Raw genomic sequence first — 15,710 nt, forward strand, 5'->3', positions numbered from 1 at the left:
CGTCTCGGCCTCGGCGCGGTTGAGGTAGAGCGTGACGTGATCCGGCCCGATCAGCGGGGCGAGGCGTTCGGCCTTGCCCGGGCTCGCCGGCACCACCCGCAGGTCGGCGCGGGACAGCGCCGGGTCGGCGGCGATGGCTGCGAGCTGCGCGGTCGTGAGGTTCCCGTCCACCACGACAAGGCCGCGCCATGGGTCGGCGGCGCTGCCCAGCCGGCCGTCGCGCAGGGGCGCCAGCACCGCCTCGCCCGCCGCCTCGAGCGAGTGGGCGTCGGCGATGGCGGCGATCAGCCCCTCGCTGTCCTCGATTGCCATGTAGGCGTCGGTGGGGCGCGCCGGATCGCGGTGAACCCAGTCCACCCCCACCCCCAGCGCGCGGGCCGCGTCGATCAGCGCCGCGCCCTCGGGGTCGGTGCCGACCGCGCCCAGCACCGCCGCCGCCCGCCCGCGCGCGGCCAGCGCCGCGGCGACGTTAAGCGCGACGCCCCCCGGCTGGTGGCGGATACGGCCCGGCACGTCGGCGCCCGGCCCCATCGGCGCCGGGCTGCGGCCGATCACGTCCCAGAGCACCGCGCCGAGACAGAGGACGGGCAGGGCCGCGCTCATGCCGGGCGCAGCATCCGGTGCTTCTTCTTGCCGATCGAGACCTTGATCCCGTCGCCCACCGTCGCGGCCGTGACCATCGCCTGCGGGTCGCTGACGGCGGCGTTGTCGAGCCTGAGCCCGCCCTCGGCGATCAGCCGCTTGGCCTCTTTCCCCGAGCCGACCAGCCCCGACTGCACCAGCATCTGCTGGACGCTCACCCCCTCGGCCAGCACCGCGGCGGGCAGCGTCACCACCTCGAGGTCGCCGCCGGCGCCGCCCTGCTCGAACACCTCGCGCGCGGTCGCCTCGGCCGAGGCGGCGGCCTCGGGGCCGTGCAGCAGCGCCGTGACCTCGTTGGCCAGCCGCACCTTGGCCGCGTTGATCTCGGACCCGCCGAGCGCGCCCAGACGCTCGCATTCCGCGACCGGCAGCTCGGTGTAGAGCTTGAGGAAGCGGCCCACGTCGGCGTCGGTGGTGTTGCGCCAGAACTGCCAGAACTCGTAGGGCGAGAGCATCGCCCCGTTCAGCCACACCGCGCCGCCCGCCGACTTGCCCATCTTTCGCCCGTCCGAGGTCGCCAGCAGCGGCGAGGTCAGGCCCCAGATCTCGCGGTCGAGCACCCGGCGGGTCAGGTCGATCCCGTTGACGATGTTGCCCCACTGGTCCGACCCGCCCATCTGCAGCCGGCAGTCGTAGCGCCGGTAGAGCTCGAGGAAGTCGTAGGCCTGCAGGATCATGTAGTTGAACTCGAGGAACGACAGCGACTGTTCGCGGTCGAGCCGCGACTTGACGCTTTCGAAGGACAGCATCCGGTTGACCGAGAAATGCCGGCCGATGTCGCGCAGGAACTCGAGGTAGTTGAGCCCGTCGAGCCATTCGGCGTTGTTGAGCATCCGCGCGCCCTCGGGGCCGTAGTCGAGGTAGCGCGCAAAGACCTGCCCCATGCCGTCGATGTTGCGCTGGATGGCGGCATCGTCGAGCAGCGGGCGTTCCTCGGACCGGAAGGACGGGTCGCCGACCTTGGTCGTGCCGCCGCCCATCAGCGTGATCGGGCGGTTGCCGGTCTTCTGGAACCAGCGCAGCATCATGATATTCAGCAGGTGCCCGACGTGCAGGCTGGCCGCCGTCGCGTCGTAGCCGATGTAGGCGGTGACCGGCCCCGCGATCAGCGCCTCGTCGAGGGCCTGAAGGTCGGTGCAGTCGGCCAGATAGCCGCGCTCGATCATCACGCCGAGAAAGTCGGATTTCGGACGGTATGTGGTCATCGGCGCAGCTCCGGGTCGGGTGGCAGGGGTTTTTCCCCAGGTTTCGACGTGGCTATACAGCCGGCCAGGGGCAAGGGAAAGCGAGGGGCGGATGTTCGGCACGGCGGGGGGCCTGACCCGGGGCCGGATGGTCACGGCGCTGGGGATGATGTCGGGCACCTCGCTCGACGGGGTCGATGCGGCGGTGCTGATGACCGACGGCGAGGAGATCGCGGATTTCGGGCGCAGCGGCTTTCGCCCCTACGGCGCGGCCGAGGCCGACGTGCTGCACGCCGCCCTCGGGCGCTGGCCGGGTGAGCCGGGGGTCGCGGCGGCGGCGGCGCTGTCGGTCGCCTCGCACGCGGCGCTCGCGGCGGATTTCCCCGAGGCGGCGGTGATCGGCTACCACGGCCAGACGCTTGCCCATGATCCGGCCGGGGGGCGGACCCACCAGGCCGGGCAGGGGTGGCGGCTGGCGCGGGCGACCGGGCGGCCCGTGGTGTGGGACTTTCGCACCGAGGACGTGCGGCAGGGCGGCGAGGGGGCGCCGCTGGTGCCGGTCTTTCACCATGCGCTGGCCCGCTGGGCGGTCGGGCAGGGGCGACTGCCGTCCGCGCCGGTGGTGTTCCTCAACCTCGGCGGGGTCGGCAACCTGACCTGGTGCGACCCGCGCGCGGCCGATCCGCTGGGTGCCTGCCTTGCCTTCGACACCGGCCCGGCGAACGCGCCGCTGAACGACCTGATGCGGGCGCGACGGGGTGCTGCGCGCGACGAGGGCGGGGCGCTGGCCGCCGCGGGGGCCCCGCGCGAGGCGGTGATCGCGGACTTCCTGCGCCACCCGTATTTCGCCCGGCCGGCGCCCAAGTCGCTGGACCGGGATGCCTTCGCGGCGCTCGGCCCGGCGGTCGCGCAGATGGATGAGGCCGATGCCGCGGCGACGCTGGTCCACGCCGCGGCGGCGGCGGTCGCGGCGGGGCTGGCGCTGCTGCCGGCGCGCCCGGCGTCGATCCTCGTCTGCGGCGGCGGGCGGCGGAACGCGGCGCTGATGGCGGCGCTGGGCACCCGCACGGGCGTCACGGTGCAGCCGGTCGAGGCCGCGGGCCTCGACGGCGACATGATCGAGGCGCAGGCCTTTGCCTTTCTCGCCGTGCGGGTGCTGCGCGGGTTGCCGACCTCGGGGCCGTCCACGACCGGCGTTCCGGGCCCGGTCTGCGGGGGGCGGATCAGCGCTCCGTGAGGGGCGCGCGGCGGGCGGCCGCCTCGCCTGCGGCGCGGAAACATTTCCGAGGGAACGACTTTCTCGCGGGGTGCGTTGTCGGCTCGAAGCGGGGGTCCGGAAGGGTCGCCGCCGAGACCTAGAGGAAGGACTGACCCGATGAAAGCTTTGCTTCTCGCCGCGACCTCGTCGCTTGCGCTGACCGGTTTCGCCATGGCGCAGACCGCCGCCCCGGCGCCTGCGCCGGCCACGACCACCACCACGACCGTCGCCGACCCGGTGGCCGCCGCGGGCGACAAGGCCGAGGACGCCGCCGACAAGGCCGAAAACGCGGTTGACGCCGCCGGCAACAAGGTCGACGAGGCGGTGACGACCTCGGCCGCCGACAAGGCCGAGGATGCCGCTGACCGCGCCGAGGATGCGGCGGACAAGGCCGAGGAGAAGGCCGACGCGGCCGCGACCGCAGGCACCGCGACCACCACGACCACGACCGTTCCGGCTGCGACCACCACCACGGCGCCGGCGGCGACCACCACCACCACGGCGACCACCGCGACCCCGGCTGACGCCGTTGTCGTGGCCCCCGACGTCGATGCGCCGGTGATGTCGGCCGAGAACCCCGGTCTGCTGGGCTCGTACATCATGAACCGCCGGATCTGGACGACCAACCAGCCGTCCTCGACCGCGTGGGCTGACACGACCATGACCGAGCGTCCGGCCGAGTGGACCGACATCGCCAAGGTCGGCGACATCGTGGTCGACCCCGAGGGCAACATCATGGGCTACACCGCCGACATCGGGGGGTTCCTGGGCCTCGGCGCCAAGACCGTGCTGCTGGGCAAGGACGCCCTGCACCTGGTGCGGATCGGTGACGACGTGTTCTACGCCACCAACTTCACCAAGGAAGAGCTCGAGGCGCTGCCCGACTTCGACTCGACCACCGTGCTCAAGTGATTTGTAGCCGCCCTTGCGGCGGCCACCCCGCTTAACAAAGAACAAGGGCGCCCTAAGGGCGCCCTTTCCAATTCTGGGGAACCCTAGGCGGGTCAAGTTGTTGTGACAGCGATGCCTGAGACACCGGCGGGCACGTCATAACAAAAATGACCTTAGAATGACCGAGAGGAAACTCCCCATGATGATCAAGCAGCTTCTGGGCACCGCGGCCGCCCTGGCCTTTGTCGCAGCCGGCGCGATGGCCCAGACGTCCCCGGCCCCGGCCGAGACGACCGCGCCCGCCGCCGATGCGACGGCGCCTGCGGCACCTGCGACGACGGCGCCTGCGGCGACCGACGCGGCGACCACGGCCCCGGCCGTCGCCCCGGCGACCGACGCGACCGTTGCCGTCCCAGGCGGCCAAGTCGTCGTCCAGCAGGCCGAGCCGACCGTGAACGTCAACGTGCCGACCCCGGACGTGAAGGTGAACCAGCCCGCGCCGCAGGTGACGGTGGAACAGCCCGAGCCGACGGTGACCGTCACCCAGGCCCCGCCCGAGGTGAACGTCGAGCAGTGCGCCCCGAAGATCACCGTGACCCAGGCCGAGCCGACCGTCACCGTCAACATCCCGCAGCCGGTCGTCTCGGTGGCGCTGCCCGATCCGGTCGTGACCGTGGGTGACGTTACCCCGGTGGTCACCGTCGACGTGCCCGAGCCGGTCGTCTCCTTCGTTCAGCCCGAGCCGCGCGTCGTCGTCGAGAGCGCCGATGCCAAGGTCAACGTGACCGACGCCGAGGCCCAGGTCGAGGTGACCAAGGCCAACGAGGCTCAGGTCGAGATCCGCCAGAACGAGGCCACAGTCGACGTCCAGCAGACCGGCGAAGCGCAGGTCAACGTCGGCGCCGCCCCGGCCCCGGAAGTCGCGGTCGAGAAGGCCGGCGAGGCTCAGGTCAAAGTCGAGCAGGGTGATGCCGCGGTCAACGTGACCGGCGCTACCCCGGCCGCCGGCGCCGCTGTTGCTCCGGCTGCCGCCCCCGCCGCGGCGCCCGCCGATGGCACCGTGGCCGTGGCTCCGGTGATGGCTTCGGACATCGCGCTGCGTGAGGGCTATAACGCCGTCCCGGCCGGTGAAGTGACCGGCGAGGGCCTCGACGGGCTGCAGGTGTTTGCCCGCGAAGGCAACGACTACCGCGAGATCGGCGAGATCGATGCCTTCGACGCCGCCAACAATTCGGCCATCGTGTCGGTGGGCGGCTTCCTCGGGATCGGCGAGCGTCAGGTTGCGTATCCGCTCGACCAGATCTCGTTCCAGCGCACCCCCGCGGGCGACCTCGAGGCCTATGTCGGCACCCCCGCCGACCAGATCGAAAACCTGCCGGCCTACACCCGCAACTGATCCGAGGCTTGGCCTCTGGACCGGAAAGGCCCCGCACCCGCGGGGCCTTTTCACGTTCCGCGCGGGGGTGATGACGGCCCCGCCGCGCGCCTGCATCCGGGGTCGGGGGTTTTTTGCGGGAAACCCATCCGACCCGCGCTTTGTCGCTTGACCGCACCGGCGGGGCTGCGTAAACCCCCCGCACCCCGGAGGCGATCCGGGTGTGGTTGGGCGGTTGTAGCTCAGTTGGTTAGAGTACCGGCCTGTCACGCCGGGGGTCGCGGGTTCGAGCCCCGTCAACCGCGCCACCACCACACCATCGCCCTGGACCATGCGCGGTTGTAGCTCAGTTGGTTAGAGTACCGGCCTGTCACGCCGGGGGTCGCGGGTTCGAGCCCCGTCAACCGCGCCATCCTTCCCCTTTCCCGACCTGACCGTTGCGCCGCCGCGTCGCCCCGACGCGCCGGGCTTTTCATTCCCCGCGCCATCCCTATGCTCGACCCAAGGGACGAGCCTGCAGGAGAGACGCCACATGGCACGCGGAATCGACTATGGCGGCATGATGCATCGGGCGATGCAGGGTCTGATCGCCGATGTGCTGCAGGCCGTGGCCGAGGACGGCCTGCCGGGCGAACATCATTTCTTCATCACCTTCGATACCCGCGACGAGGGGGTCGAGATGGCCGACTGGCTGCGTGAGCGCTATCCCGAGGAAATGACCATCGTCATCCAGCACTGGTTCGAGAACCTGGCGGTGACGCACGAGGGGTTCGCGATCACGCTGAACTTCGGCAACTCGCCCGAGCCGCTCTACATCCCGTTCGATTCGCTTCGGACCTTCGTCGACCCTTCGGTCGAGTTCGGGCTGCGGTTCGAGACGCAGGAGGACGGCGAGGACGACGAGGAGACCGCCGAGACCCCGGCCGAGCCCGAGGCCGCCGCGCCCTCGACCCCCGCCACCGGCGGGGCCGAGGTCGTCAGCCTCGACAAGTGGCGGAAATAACCGCGAACGGCGCTGCGGCCTTCGGCTGACATCGGACCGTCGCGGGACTGACGCGCGGCCGACACGGGGCCGCGGCGCGACTGTCACATCGCGCGGCTAAGGGAGGGCGGAACCCGCCCCCCGCATGAGAGCCCCGATGTCCGACCTCTCTCTCTTTCTCGGCCAGCTGATCCGTCGCCCGACCGAGATCCGGGCCATTGCGCCCACCGCCAGCGCCGCCGCGCACGAGATGGCCCGCTGCATCCGCCCCGAGATGGAGGCCGTGGCCGAGATCGGCGCCGGGACCGGCACCATCACCCGCGCCATCCTCGCCCGCGGCCTGCCGCCCGCCCGGCTCGAGCTCTACGAGCTGAACGCCGCCTTCTGCGCGCGCCTGCGGGACGCCTTTCCGGGGGTGACGGTGCACAACCGCCCGGCGCAGGACATGGTGAACGTAGGGCGCAAGAACCTCGACGCGGTGATCTCGGGCGTGCCCACGCTGCCGATGCCCGACGAGATGCAGCACGCCATCGTCGGCGCGGCGCTGTGGATGCTGAAGCCCGGCGCGCCCTTCGTGCAGATCACCTACGGCACCCAGCCACCGCTGTCCGAGCGGGTGCGCGAGGACCTGGGCCTCAGCTTCACCCGCAGCCGGCGCATCTGGCGCAACCTGCCGCCGGCGCAGGTCTATGCCTTCCGGCAGGTCGAGGCCGGTTAGCGGCGCATCCCGCGTCCGTTAACGCAACCAGAGAATTGCCTTCGCGCAGGGGCTTGCCTATCACCCCGGCAACCCCAAACACCGCGGAGGCACCCGATGACCAAGACCACCCGCACCGAAACCGACAGCTTCGGCCCGCTCGAGGTGCCGTCCGACAAGTACTGGGGCGCGCAGACGCAGCGCTCGATCCAGAACTTTCCGATCGGCTGGGAAAAGCAGCCCGTGGCCATCGTCCGGGCGCTCGGCGTCATCAAGCAGGCGGCGGCGCAGGTGAACATGGCCACCGGCAACCTCGACCCCAAACTGGGCGAGGCGATGGTGCAGGCGGCCTCTGAGGTCGTGGCCGGCAAGTTCGACGACAACTTCCCGCTGGTCGTCTGGCAGACCGGGTCGGGCACGCAGTCGAACATGAACGCCAACGAGGTGATCTCGAACCGCGCGATCGAGATCCTGGGCGGCGAGCTGGGGTCGAAGAAGCCGGTCCACCCCAACGATCACGTCAACATGGGTCAGTCGTCGAACGACACCTTCCCGACCGCGATGCACGTCGCCATCGGCATGGTGGCCCGCGACGTGCTGCTGCCGGGGCTGGAAAAGCTCGCCGACGCGCTCGAGCGCAAGCGCGACGAGTTCGCCGACATCATCAAGATCGGCCGCACCCACACCCAGGACGCCACCCCCCTCACGCTGGGGCAGGAGTTCTCGGGCTACGCCCATCAGGTCCGCATGGGGATCGAGCGGGTGCGGATGTGCCTGCCGCAGATCTACGAGCTGGCGCAGGGCGGCACCGCGGTCGGCACCGGGCTGAACACGAAGAAGGGCTGGGACACGGCCATTGCCGACGAGATCGCCTCGATCACCGGGCTGCCGTTCGTGACCGCGCCGAACAAGTTCGAGGCGCTGGCCGCGCACGATGCGATGGTGTTCTTCTCGGGCGCGCTCAAGACGGTCGCGGCAAGCCTCTTCAAGATCGCCAACGACCTGCGGCTGCTCGGCTCGGGCCCGCGCTCGGGTCTGGGTGAGCTGATCCTGCCCGAGAACGAGCCGGGCAGCTCGATCATGCCGGGCAAGGTGAACCCGACCCAGGCCGAGGCGCTGACGATGGTCTGCGCGCAGGTCATGGGCAACGATGCGGCGGTGGGCTTTGCCGGCAGCCAGGGGCATTTCGAGCTGAACGTCTACAACCCGATGATGTCCTATAACGTGCTACAGTCCATGCAGCTTCTGGGCGACGCGGCGGGGTCGTTCACCGACAACATGGTGGTCGGCACGCAGGCCAACCGGCCGCGGATCGAGAAGCTGATGAAGGAAAGCCTGATGCTGGTGACGGCGCTCGCGCCCACCATCGGCTATGACAACGCCACCAAGGTCGCCAAGACCGCCCACAAGAACGGCACCACCCTGCGCGAGGAGGCCGTGGGCCTCGGCTTCGTCACCGAGGAGGAGTTCGACCGCATCGTGCGCCCCGAGCAGATGGTCGGCCCCGAGCACTGACGCGCAGGCGTGCCGCCGAGCCGCCCCTGCGCCGGCTGGTGGCGCGGGGGCTCGCGGCGGCGGGGCAGGGCATCCGCGCTCACCACGCCCGCCTCGCGGTGCCGGTGGGCCGCGCCAGCCTGCGGGGCGCCGTGATCGTGCTGGCGGCGCTGCTGGCGCCGTTCGTCCTCTCGGGCTGGCGGTGAAAGCCGCCGGCCCCTCAACTCGGGTGACCCGCATGACCACGCTTCTCTTTCCCGCCCCCGACTGGCCGACCCTTCCGGTCGAGGGCTCCGACGCCCGCTTCCCGGTCCGCCGGGTGTTCTGCGTCGGGCGCAACTACGCCGCCCACGCCGCCGAAATGGGGGCCGAGGTGGACCGCGAGGCGCCATTCTACTTCACCAAGTCGGCGCTGGCGGTGGTCCCCTCGGGGACGACCCAGCCCTATCCCCCCGCGACCGCCGACCTGCATCACGAGGTCGAGCTGGTGGTCGCGCTGGGCGCCGCGGGGTTCCGCGTCGCGCCCGAGGCGGCGATGGGGCTGGTCTGGGGCTACGGCGTCGGGCTCGACATGACCCGACGTGACCTGCAGGCGGCGGCCAAGGACAAGCGGCGGCCCTGGTCGATGGGCAAGGACTTCGCGGGCAGCGCGGTGATCGGGCCGCTGACGCCCGCCGCCGGGTTCACCCCGGACGCGCAGCGCATCGCGCTCAGCGTGAACGGCGACCTGCGGCAGGACGCGGTGCTGGCCGAGATGGTCTGGCGCGTGCCCGAGCTGATCGCGGACCTCTCGCGCTACGAACGGCTGGGGCCGGGCGACCTGATCATGACGGGCACCCCGGCGGGGGTGGGGGCGGTGGTCCCCGGCGACCGACTCGAGGGGCGGATCGACGGGCTGGCGCCGGTGACGCTTTCGGTCGGGCCCGCGGACTGAGGCTGCGCGGCGCCTGAGCCGCGCGCAACCGCTTGACCGAGAAAACCATATACCGACGCGCCCGGGGCCGTTAACACCGGCGGGGCAGGCGGGCGTGCCGGACGCGGCCCCGCCACGCCCCCCGCTGCTCCCTTGCGAAGAGAACCGAATCGATGACCGACGAGAGCCTGGCAGCCCTGCCCGACGCCGCGCCCGAGCGCCGTCGGGGGTCCGGCGTGCGCCTTGTCTATGAAACCCTCCGCGATGAGATCCTCGACCTGGTGCTGCGCCCCGGCAGCGCACTGGACGAGGTGGCGCTGGCCGAACGCTTCGGGATGTCGCGCACCCCGATCCGCGAGGCGCTGGTGCGCCTGGCCGGCGAGGGGCTTGTGGACACGCTGCCCAACCGCTCGACGATGGTCGCGCCCATCGACTATCTGAACCTGCATCATTTCTTCGACGCGATCACGCTGATGTACCGGGTCAGCAACCGGCAGGCGGCGCGCTATCACACCCCGGCCGACCTGGCCCGCATCCGCGCCGCGCAGGCTGATTATGCCGCGGCGGTGAACGCCCAGGACGCGCTGGCGATGATCGCCGCCAACCGCGCCTTCCATGCCGCCATCGCCGAGGCGGGGGGCAATCCCTATTACACGCAGTTCTTCGTGCGGATGCTGGACGAGGGGCGGCGGCTCTTGCGGCTCTACTACCAGTCCTTCGACGACCGTCTGCCGCAGGAATACGTCGAGGAGCACGAGGCGATCATCGCCGCCATCGCCTCGGGCGACGTGGGCGCCGCCGACCGGCTGGGGCGCGCCCATGCCGACCAGATCGTGGCCCACATCCAGGCGCTGCTCGCGCGCGACGACCGCGACGACCCGGCGCTTTAGCTTCAAATTCTTGTCGACAAGTAAAATACAATCGGGCAGAGTGAGCGGCGAGGACGAGTCGGGCACCGCCCGGCTGTGACATGAGGAGGAGACGGCCCGATGACCCCTGCGATCTTCACTGGCGTGATCCCGGCGCTGATGACCCCCTGCACCGCCGACCGGAAGCCCGACTTCGAGGCGCTGGTCCGCAAGGCGCGCGAGCTGATCGAGGCGGGGATGTCCTCGGTCGTCTATTGCGGCTCGATGGGCGACTGGCCGCTGCTCACGGACGCGGAGCGGATGGAAGGCGTCGAGCGGCTGGTCAAGGCCGGCATCCCGGTGATCGTCGGGACCGGCGCGGTCAACACGGCCTCGGCCGTGGCCCACGCCGCCCATGCGCAGAAGATCGGCGCCGCGGGCCTCATGGTGATCCCGCGGGTGCTGTCGCGTGGCAACTCGCCCATCGCCCAGCGTCACCACTTCAAGGCCATCCTGTCGGCCGCGCCCGACCTGCCGGCGGTGATCTACAACTCGCCCCACTACGGGTTCGAGACCCGCGCCGACCTGTTCTTCGCGCTGCGGGCCGAGCACCCGAACCTCGTCGGCTTCAAGGAGTTCGGGGGCAAGGCCGCGATGTCCTATGCCGCCGAGTACATCACCGCGGGCAACCCCGACGTGGTGCTGATGGCGGGCGTCGATACCGGCGTCTACCACGGCTACGTCAAGGCAGGTGCGGCGGGCACGATCACCGGCATCGGCAACGCCATCCCGCGCGAGGTGCTGCACTTCGTCGCACTGGCCCAGAAGGCCGCGACCGGCGACGTCGATGCCCGCGTCCGCGCCCGCGAACTGGGCGAGGCGCTCGAGGTGCTGTCGACCTGGGACGAGGGGACGGACCTTGTCCTCTATTACAAGCACATGATGGTCATGCAGGGCGACGCCGAATACGCGCTGCATTTCAACGAGACCGACGAGCTGACCCCGAGCCAGCGGGCCTGGGCCGAAGCGCAGTTCAACCAGTTCCGCGCCTGGTACGCGGAGTGGAGCAAGCTGCCCGGCGCGGTGCAGGACTGCCTGCCCTGAGGTCCGCCCAACGCCGCCGGAGAGAGGCGGATCGATCTGCATAATCCATGTATTTCAGATTGATCCGTGGCGGCGCTCACCCGAAGGTGGGAACAATCGGGAATCGAAACCGGGCCAGAGCGCCCGAGAACAGGGAGAGACACATGACCGCCAAGACCACCGTGAAGACTCTGGCCTTCGGGCTCATGGCCGCGACCGCGCTTGCGGGCACGGCGCAGGCCGACAAGCTCGACGACATCATCGCCTCGGGCACGCTGCGCTGCGCCGTGGTGCTCGACTTCCCGCCGATGGGGTCGCGCGACGCCAACAACCAGCCGGTCGGCTTTGACGTGGACTACTGCAACGACCTCGCCAAGGCGCTGGGCGTCACCGCCGAGATCGTCGAGACCCCGTTCCCCGAGCGCATCCCGGCGCTGATGGCGGGCCGCGTCGATGTCGGCGTCGCCTCGACCTCGGACACGCTCGAGCGGGCCAAGACGGTCGGCATGACCATCCCCTATTACGCCTTCGAGAACGCCGTCGTCGCCAACGACAAGGTCGAGATGACCAACTGGGAAGGCATGAAGGGCAAGACCGTCGGCGCCACCGCCGGCACCTACGAGGCGATCTGGCTGGAAGGCAAGGTCAAGGAGTGGGGCGAGGGGCAGTTCCGGCCCTACCAGACCCAGGCCGACGTATTCCTGGCGCTGAGCCAGGGCCAGCTCGACGCCACCGTCTCGACGGTCGAGGTCGCCAACGCCAACGTCAAGTCGGGCAACTTCCCCGGCATCCGCGTCGTGGACAAGGCGCCGATGGTGCCGGACTACGTGTCTCTCTTCACGCTGCGGCAGGAATACGGGCTCATCAACTACATGAACCTGTTCATCAACCAGCAGGTCCGCACCGGCCGCTACAAGGAACTGTACAACAAGTGGGTGGGCGAGGGTGAGCCTGCCGACCTGACCATCAAGGGCGTCTATCGCTGATCGGCAGGGGCGGCGCCGGCTGAGGCCGCGCGCCGCCCGGCCTGACCGATAGGGGGGCGCATGTTCGGTTATACGTTCCAGTGGAAACAGGCGCTCGCCCGCCTGCCGCAGATGCTCGACGGCGCGGCCGTCACGCTGCAGATCGCGCTGCTGTCGATGGCCCTCGGCATCCTGCTGGCCATCGTGCTCACGCTGTTCCGGCTGTCGGGGAGCCGCATCCTGTCGGGGTTCGCCACCGCCTGGGTCGAGATCGCCCGCAACACGCCGGCGCTGTTCCAGATCTACATGGCGCATTTCGGGGTGGCGAGCTTCGGCATCCACTTCTCGCCCTTCACCTCGCTGCTGATCGGGATCACCTTCAACAACGCGGGCTACCTGGCCGAGAACTTCCGCGGCGCGCTCAAGGCCATTCCCGACACCCAGCCGCGGGCCGGGCGGTCGCTGGGGATGACGCCGCTGCAATCCTTCCGCTACGTGGTCGTGCCGCAGATGCTGCGCATCGCCTTCCTGCCGATGACCAACCAGATGGTGTGGGCGATCCTGATGACCTCGCTCGGCGTCACGGTGGGGATGAACACCGACCTCTACGGCGTCACCCAGGACCTGAACGCGCTCACCTTCCGCACCTTCGAGCTGTTCGCCATCGCCGCGGTGATCTTCTACCTGATGACCAAGACCGTCCAGCTCGGCGCGCGCCTGCTTGCGGCGCGGATGTTCCGGTACTGAGGGGCGCCATGTTCGACACCGCACTCACCTCGGCCGACCTCGTCTTCCTCGCCAAGGGCGCGGGGATGACGCTGCTCGTCACCGCGATCTCGGTCGTGCTCGGCACCATCCTCGGCGTGATCTTCGGGGTGTTCCGCACCCAGGTCGGGCCGGTCTGGGCGGCGCCGCTGACCTTCGTGCTCGACGTGTTCCGCTCGATCCCGCTGCTCATCCAGCTCGTCCTCGCCAATGCCTTCATGGGCATGGTGCTGCGGCTGCAACTGTCGGGCTTCACCATCGCCTGCGGGGTGCTGACCCTCTACACCGCCGCCTATTGCGCCGAGATCGTGCGCGGCGCCATCGGCGCGGTGCCGGCCACCACGCGCCGCGCGGCACGCTCGCTGGGGCTCAACTGGTGGCAGGACATGGCCAACATCGTCATGCCGCTGGCCACCCGCGTGGCGCTGCCGTCCTGGATCGGGCTGGCGCTCGGGGTGATGAAGGACAGCGCGCTGGTCTATGTCGTGCAGGTCACCGAGCTGCTCAAATCCACCCAGATCCTCATCACCCGCCTGCAGGAGCCGCTGTTCCTGCTGCTGATCTGCGGTGCCTTCTATTTCCTCATCAGCTTCCCGCTCGCCCGGTTCGGCGGCTGGCTTGAAAGACGGTGGTCCCATGATTGAGATCGAGAACGTCCGCAAATCCTTCGGCCCGCTCGAGGTGCTCAAGGGCATCGACCTGACGGTGGCCAAGGGCGAGGTGCTGACGGTGATCGGCGGTTCGGGGTCGGGGAAATCGACGCTGCTGACCTGCATCAACGGGCTTGAGCCGATCGATTCCGGCCGCATCCTTGTCGACGGGACCGAGGTTCACGCCAAGTCCACCAACCTCAACAAGCTGCGCCGCAAGATCGGCATCGTCTTCCAGCAGTTCAACGCCTTCCCGCATCTGACCGTGCTCGACAACGTGACGCTGGCGCCGCGCAAGGTGCTGGGGATGGGCCGGGCCGAGGCCGAGGCCGAGGCGAAGAAGCAGCTCGAGCACGTGGGGCTTGGCGACAAGCTCGACGTCTATCCGGGGCGGATGTCGGGCGGCCAGCAGCAGCGCATGGCGATTGCCCGGGCGCTGGCGATGCAGCCGGCCTACATGCTGTTCGACGAGGTGACCTCGGCCCTCGACCCGATGCTGGTGGGCGAGGTGCTGGACACGCTCAGGATGCTGGCGCGCGAGGGGATGACCATGATCTGCGTCACCCACGAGATGAAGTTCGCGCGCGAAGTCTCTGATCGCGTGGCCTTCTTCCATCAGGGCGTGATGCGCGAGATCGCCCCGCCGGCCGAGCTGTTCGGGGCGCCGAAGACGCCCGAGTTGCAGAAGTTCCTGGCCGCGACCCACTGACAGGACGCCCCGCGATGCAGCCTGATGTTCTGGTGATCGGGGCCGGCGTGGTCGGCCTGTCGGCGGCGATTGCGGCCCAGGCGCGCGGCCTGTCGGTGACGGTCGTGGACCGCGAGGGGCCGGCGGCGGGCGCCTCGGCCGGGAACGCGGGGGCGTTTGCCTTTACCGACATCCTGCCGCTCGCCTCGCCGGGGATCATGCGCAAGGCGCCGGGCTGGCTGATGGACCCGGTGGGGCCGCTGACGGTGCCGCCCGCCTATGCGCTCAGGATCGCGCCGTGGATGCTCCGCTTTGCCGCCGCCTGCCGGCCCGGCCGGGTGGCGGCCTCGATCGCGGCGCAGACGGCGCTGATGGACCTGTCCCGCGACGAATTGCAGCCGTTCCTCAGGGCCACCGGGACCGAGGGGATGCTGCGGAAGGACGGCAACCTGCAGGTCTATGAAAGCGACGCCGAGTTCGCCGCCGCCGCCCCCGGCTGGGCGGCGCGCGCGGCGCACGGGATCGCGTTCCGCCATGTGGAGCGCGAGGAGATGGCGGCGATCCAGCCCGGGCTTGCCCCGCGGTTCATCCGCGGCACCTTCACCCCCGGCTGGTATTCCATCGACGACCCGAAGCTCTACACGCTCGCGCTCGCCGAGCATTTCCGCGCCCGCGGCGGCCGTATCGAGGTCGCCGCCGTCACCCGGCTCTCCGCGACCGACACCGGCATCGTGGCCGAAACCGCCGACGGCCGCCGCCTGACCGCGGCGCAGGCGGTGCTGGCCGCCGGGGCCCATTCGCACCGCCTCGCCCGGACGCTGGGCGAGCGCATCCCGCTCGAGACCGAGCGCGGCTACAACACCACGCTGCCGCCCGACGCGCTGGACCTGCGCACGCAGGTCACCTTTGGCGGCCACGGGTTCGTCGTCACGCGGCTCTCGACCGGGATCCGGGTCGGCGGCGCGGTCGAGCTGGGCGGGCTGGCGCTGCCGCCGAACTGGCGCCGCGCGCAGGCGATGCTGGCCAAGGCCAAGGCGTTCCTGCCCGCGCTCAGGACCGAGGGCGGCACGCAATGGATGGGCTTCCGCCCCTCGCTGCCCGACAGCCTGCCCGCCATCGGCCGGGCGCGGGCAACGCCGCGGGTGATCCACGCCTTCGGCCACGGCCACCTGGGCCTCACCCAGTCCGCCGGCACCGCCCGGCTGGTCGCCGACCTGCTGACCGGCGCCGCGCCGGTCCTCGACCTGTCCCCGTTTTCGCCCCAGAGGTTCTGAC

The 15,710-nt window shown here is 70.4% G+C and carries 17 protein-coding genes and 2 tRNA genes; 17 read left to right on the top strand and 2 right to left on the bottom strand.

From position 1 onward, the window contains the following. Both ACFHYO_RS11505 and tyrS read right to left on the bottom strand, forming a co-directional pair. The coding region (locus ACFHYO_RS11505) for a PfkB family carbohydrate kinase (protein WP_394320552.1) at positions 1 to 603 on the bottom strand (603 nt) is incomplete at its 3' end. Further along, a complete protein-coding gene (gene tyrS / locus ACFHYO_RS11510) occupies positions 600 to 1,847 on the bottom strand; it encodes a tyrosine--tRNA ligase (protein WP_394320554.1) in 1,248 nt (415 codons plus the stop codon). The genes ACFHYO_RS11505 and tyrS, both read right to left, overlap by 4 nt. A gap of 91 nt (positions 1,848 to 1,938) precedes the next feature. On the opposite strand from tyrS, the gene ACFHYO_RS11515 reads away from it, so the two are divergent. From ACFHYO_RS11515 to ACFHYO_RS11595, 17 genes are all read left to right on the top strand, one after another. Further along, on the top strand, positions 1,939 to 3,063 hold the full coding sequence (locus ACFHYO_RS11515; RefSeq protein ID WP_394320555.1) for an anhydro-N-acetylmuramic acid kinase: 1,125 nt from the start codon (positions 1,939 to 1,941) through the stop codon (positions 3,061 to 3,063). Positions 3,064 to 3,201: 138 nt separating this feature from the next. Further along, complete coding sequence (locus ACFHYO_RS11520; RefSeq protein WP_394320557.1) at positions 3,202 to 3,996, top strand: PRC-barrel domain-containing protein; 795 nt, start codon at positions 3,202 to 3,204, stop codon at positions 3,994 to 3,996. Between the two features lie 178 nt (positions 3,997 to 4,174). After that, a complete protein-coding gene (locus ACFHYO_RS11525) occupies positions 4,175 to 5,371 on the top strand; it encodes a hypothetical protein (protein WP_394320559.1) in 1,197 nt (398 codons plus the stop codon). A 210-nt stretch (positions 5,372 to 5,581) separates the two neighbouring features. Continuing rightward, a tRNA-Asp gene (locus ACFHYO_RS11530) sits at positions 5,582 to 5,658 on the top strand. 27 nt (positions 5,659 to 5,685) lie between these two features. Next, positions 5,686 to 5,762 (top strand) — tRNA-Asp (locus ACFHYO_RS11535). A gap of 120 nt (positions 5,763 to 5,882) precedes the next feature. Continuing rightward, on the top strand, positions 5,883 to 6,353 hold the full coding sequence (locus tag ACFHYO_RS11540; RefSeq protein ID WP_394320561.1) for an SspB family protein: 471 nt from the start codon (positions 5,883 to 5,885) through the stop codon (positions 6,351 to 6,353). Between the two features lie 136 nt (positions 6,354 to 6,489). After that, positions 6,490 to 7,050 carry a class I SAM-dependent methyltransferase gene (locus ACFHYO_RS11545; protein ID WP_036711629.1) on the top strand — a complete coding sequence of 187 codons (561 nt, stop codon included), beginning with the start codon at positions 6,490 to 6,492 and terminating at the stop codon, positions 7,048 to 7,050. Positions 7,051 to 7,146: 96 nt separating this feature from the next. After that, positions 7,147 to 8,544, top strand: coding sequence for a class II fumarate hydratase (gene fumC / locus ACFHYO_RS11550; protein ID WP_394320563.1), 1,398 nt, complete (start codon positions 7,147 to 7,149; stop codon positions 8,542 to 8,544). Between the two features lie 38 nt (positions 8,545 to 8,582). Continuing rightward, positions 8,583 to 8,729: a hypothetical protein gene (locus tag ACFHYO_RS11555; RefSeq protein WP_394320565.1), complete on the top strand. Its 147-nt coding sequence runs from the start codon at positions 8,583 to 8,585 to the stop codon at positions 8,727 to 8,729. 32 nt (positions 8,730 to 8,761) lie between these two features. Further along, positions 8,762 to 9,457 (top strand): fumarylacetoacetate hydrolase family protein, encoded by a 696-nt coding sequence (locus tag ACFHYO_RS11560; protein WP_394320567.1) that lies wholly within the window; start codon positions 8,762 to 8,764, stop codon positions 9,455 to 9,457. A 152-nt stretch (positions 9,458 to 9,609) separates the two neighbouring features. Continuing rightward, positions 9,610 to 10,326, top strand: a complete 717-nt coding sequence (locus ACFHYO_RS11565; protein WP_036709407.1) for a GntR family transcriptional regulator — start codon at positions 9,610 to 9,612, stop codon at positions 10,324 to 10,326. A gap of 99 nt (positions 10,327 to 10,425) precedes the next feature. After that, positions 10,426 to 11,388, top strand: coding sequence for a dihydrodipicolinate synthase family protein (locus ACFHYO_RS11570; RefSeq protein ID WP_036701467.1), 963 nt, complete (start codon positions 10,426 to 10,428; stop codon positions 11,386 to 11,388). Positions 11,389 to 11,531: 143 nt separating this feature from the next. Then, the gene (locus ACFHYO_RS11575; RefSeq protein ID WP_052512996.1) at positions 11,532 to 12,353 is read left to right on the top strand and encodes an ABC transporter substrate-binding protein; all 822 of its coding nucleotides are present in this window, start codon (positions 11,532 to 11,534) and stop codon (positions 12,351 to 12,353) included. Positions 12,354 to 12,413: 60 nt separating this feature from the next. After that, the gene (locus ACFHYO_RS11580; protein ID WP_394320570.1) at positions 12,414 to 13,079 is read left to right on the top strand and encodes an amino acid ABC transporter permease; all 666 of its coding nucleotides are present in this window, start codon (positions 12,414 to 12,416) and stop codon (positions 13,077 to 13,079) included. 8 nt (positions 13,080 to 13,087) lie between these two features. Next, on the top strand, positions 13,088 to 13,741 hold the full coding sequence (locus ACFHYO_RS11585; protein ID WP_036701462.1) for an amino acid ABC transporter permease: 654 nt from the start codon (positions 13,088 to 13,090) through the stop codon (positions 13,739 to 13,741). Further along, positions 13,734 to 14,456, top strand: a complete 723-nt coding sequence (locus tag ACFHYO_RS11590) for an amino acid ABC transporter ATP-binding protein (protein ID WP_036701460.1) — start codon at positions 13,734 to 13,736, stop codon at positions 14,454 to 14,456. The genes ACFHYO_RS11585 and ACFHYO_RS11590 overlap by 8 nt, the downstream gene beginning before the upstream one ends. Before the next feature lie 14 nt (positions 14,457 to 14,470). Then, positions 14,471 to 15,709: an NAD(P)/FAD-dependent oxidoreductase gene (locus ACFHYO_RS11595; RefSeq protein WP_394320572.1), complete on the top strand. Its 1,239-nt coding sequence runs from the start codon at positions 14,471 to 14,473 to the stop codon at positions 15,707 to 15,709. Position 15,710 lies beyond the last annotated feature (1 nt).

The organism is Paracoccus panacisoli, assembly GCF_042435015.1.
GTDB classification, from domain to species: domain Bacteria; phylum Pseudomonadota; class Alphaproteobacteria; order Rhodobacterales; family Rhodobacteraceae; genus Paracoccus; species Paracoccus panacisoli.

What these genes read in the sequence shown, in the direction of transcription:
- ACFHYO_RS11590 (WP_036701460.1), top strand. Translation starts at nt 13,734, where the DNA reads ATGATTGAGATCGAGAACGTCCGCAAATCCTTCGGCCCGCTCGAGGTG.
- ACFHYO_RS11575 (WP_052512996.1), top strand. Translation starts at nt 11,532, where the DNA reads ATGACCGCCAAGACCACCGTGAAGACTCTGGCCTTCGGGCTCATGGCC.
- ACFHYO_RS11525 (WP_394320559.1), top strand. Translation starts at nt 4,175, where the DNA reads ATGATGATCAAGCAGCTTCTGGGCACCGCGGCCGCCCTGGCCTTTGTC.
- fumC (WP_394320563.1), top strand. Translation starts at nt 7,147, where the DNA reads ATGACCAAGACCACCCGCACCGAAACCGACAGCTTCGGCCCGCTCGAG.
- ACFHYO_RS11540 (WP_394320561.1), top strand. Translation starts at nt 5,883, where the DNA reads ATGGCACGCGGAATCGACTATGGCGGCATGATGCATCGGGCGATGCAG.
- ACFHYO_RS11585 (WP_036701462.1), top strand. Translation starts at nt 13,088, where the DNA reads ATGTTCGACACCGCACTCACCTCGGCCGACCTCGTCTTCCTCGCCAAG.
- ACFHYO_RS11515 (WP_394320555.1), top strand. Translation starts at nt 1,939, where the DNA reads ATGTTCGGCACGGCGGGGGGCCTGACCCGGGGCCGGATGGTCACGGCG.
- ACFHYO_RS11560 (WP_394320567.1), top strand. Translation starts at nt 8,762, where the DNA reads ATGACCACGCTTCTCTTTCCCGCCCCCGACTGGCCGACCCTTCCGGTC.
- ACFHYO_RS11565 (WP_036709407.1), top strand. Translation starts at nt 9,610, where the DNA reads ATGACCGACGAGAGCCTGGCAGCCCTGCCCGACGCCGCGCCCGAGCGC.
- tyrS (WP_394320554.1), bottom strand. Translation starts at nt 1,847, where the DNA reads ATGACCACATACCGTCCGAAATCCGACTTTCTCGGCGTGATGATCGAG.
- ACFHYO_RS11580 (WP_394320570.1), top strand. Translation starts at nt 12,414, where the DNA reads ATGTTCGGTTATACGTTCCAGTGGAAACAGGCGCTCGCCCGCCTGCCG.
- ACFHYO_RS11520 (WP_394320557.1), top strand. Translation starts at nt 3,202, where the DNA reads ATGAAAGCTTTGCTTCTCGCCGCGACCTCGTCGCTTGCGCTGACCGGT.
- ACFHYO_RS11595 (WP_394320572.1), top strand. Translation starts at nt 14,471, where the DNA reads ATGCAGCCTGATGTTCTGGTGATCGGGGCCGGCGTGGTCGGCCTGTCG.
- ACFHYO_RS11570 (WP_036701467.1), top strand. Translation starts at nt 10,426, where the DNA reads ATGACCCCTGCGATCTTCACTGGCGTGATCCCGGCGCTGATGACCCCC.
- ACFHYO_RS11545 (WP_036711629.1), top strand. Translation starts at nt 6,490, where the DNA reads ATGTCCGACCTCTCTCTCTTTCTCGGCCAGCTGATCCGTCGCCCGACC.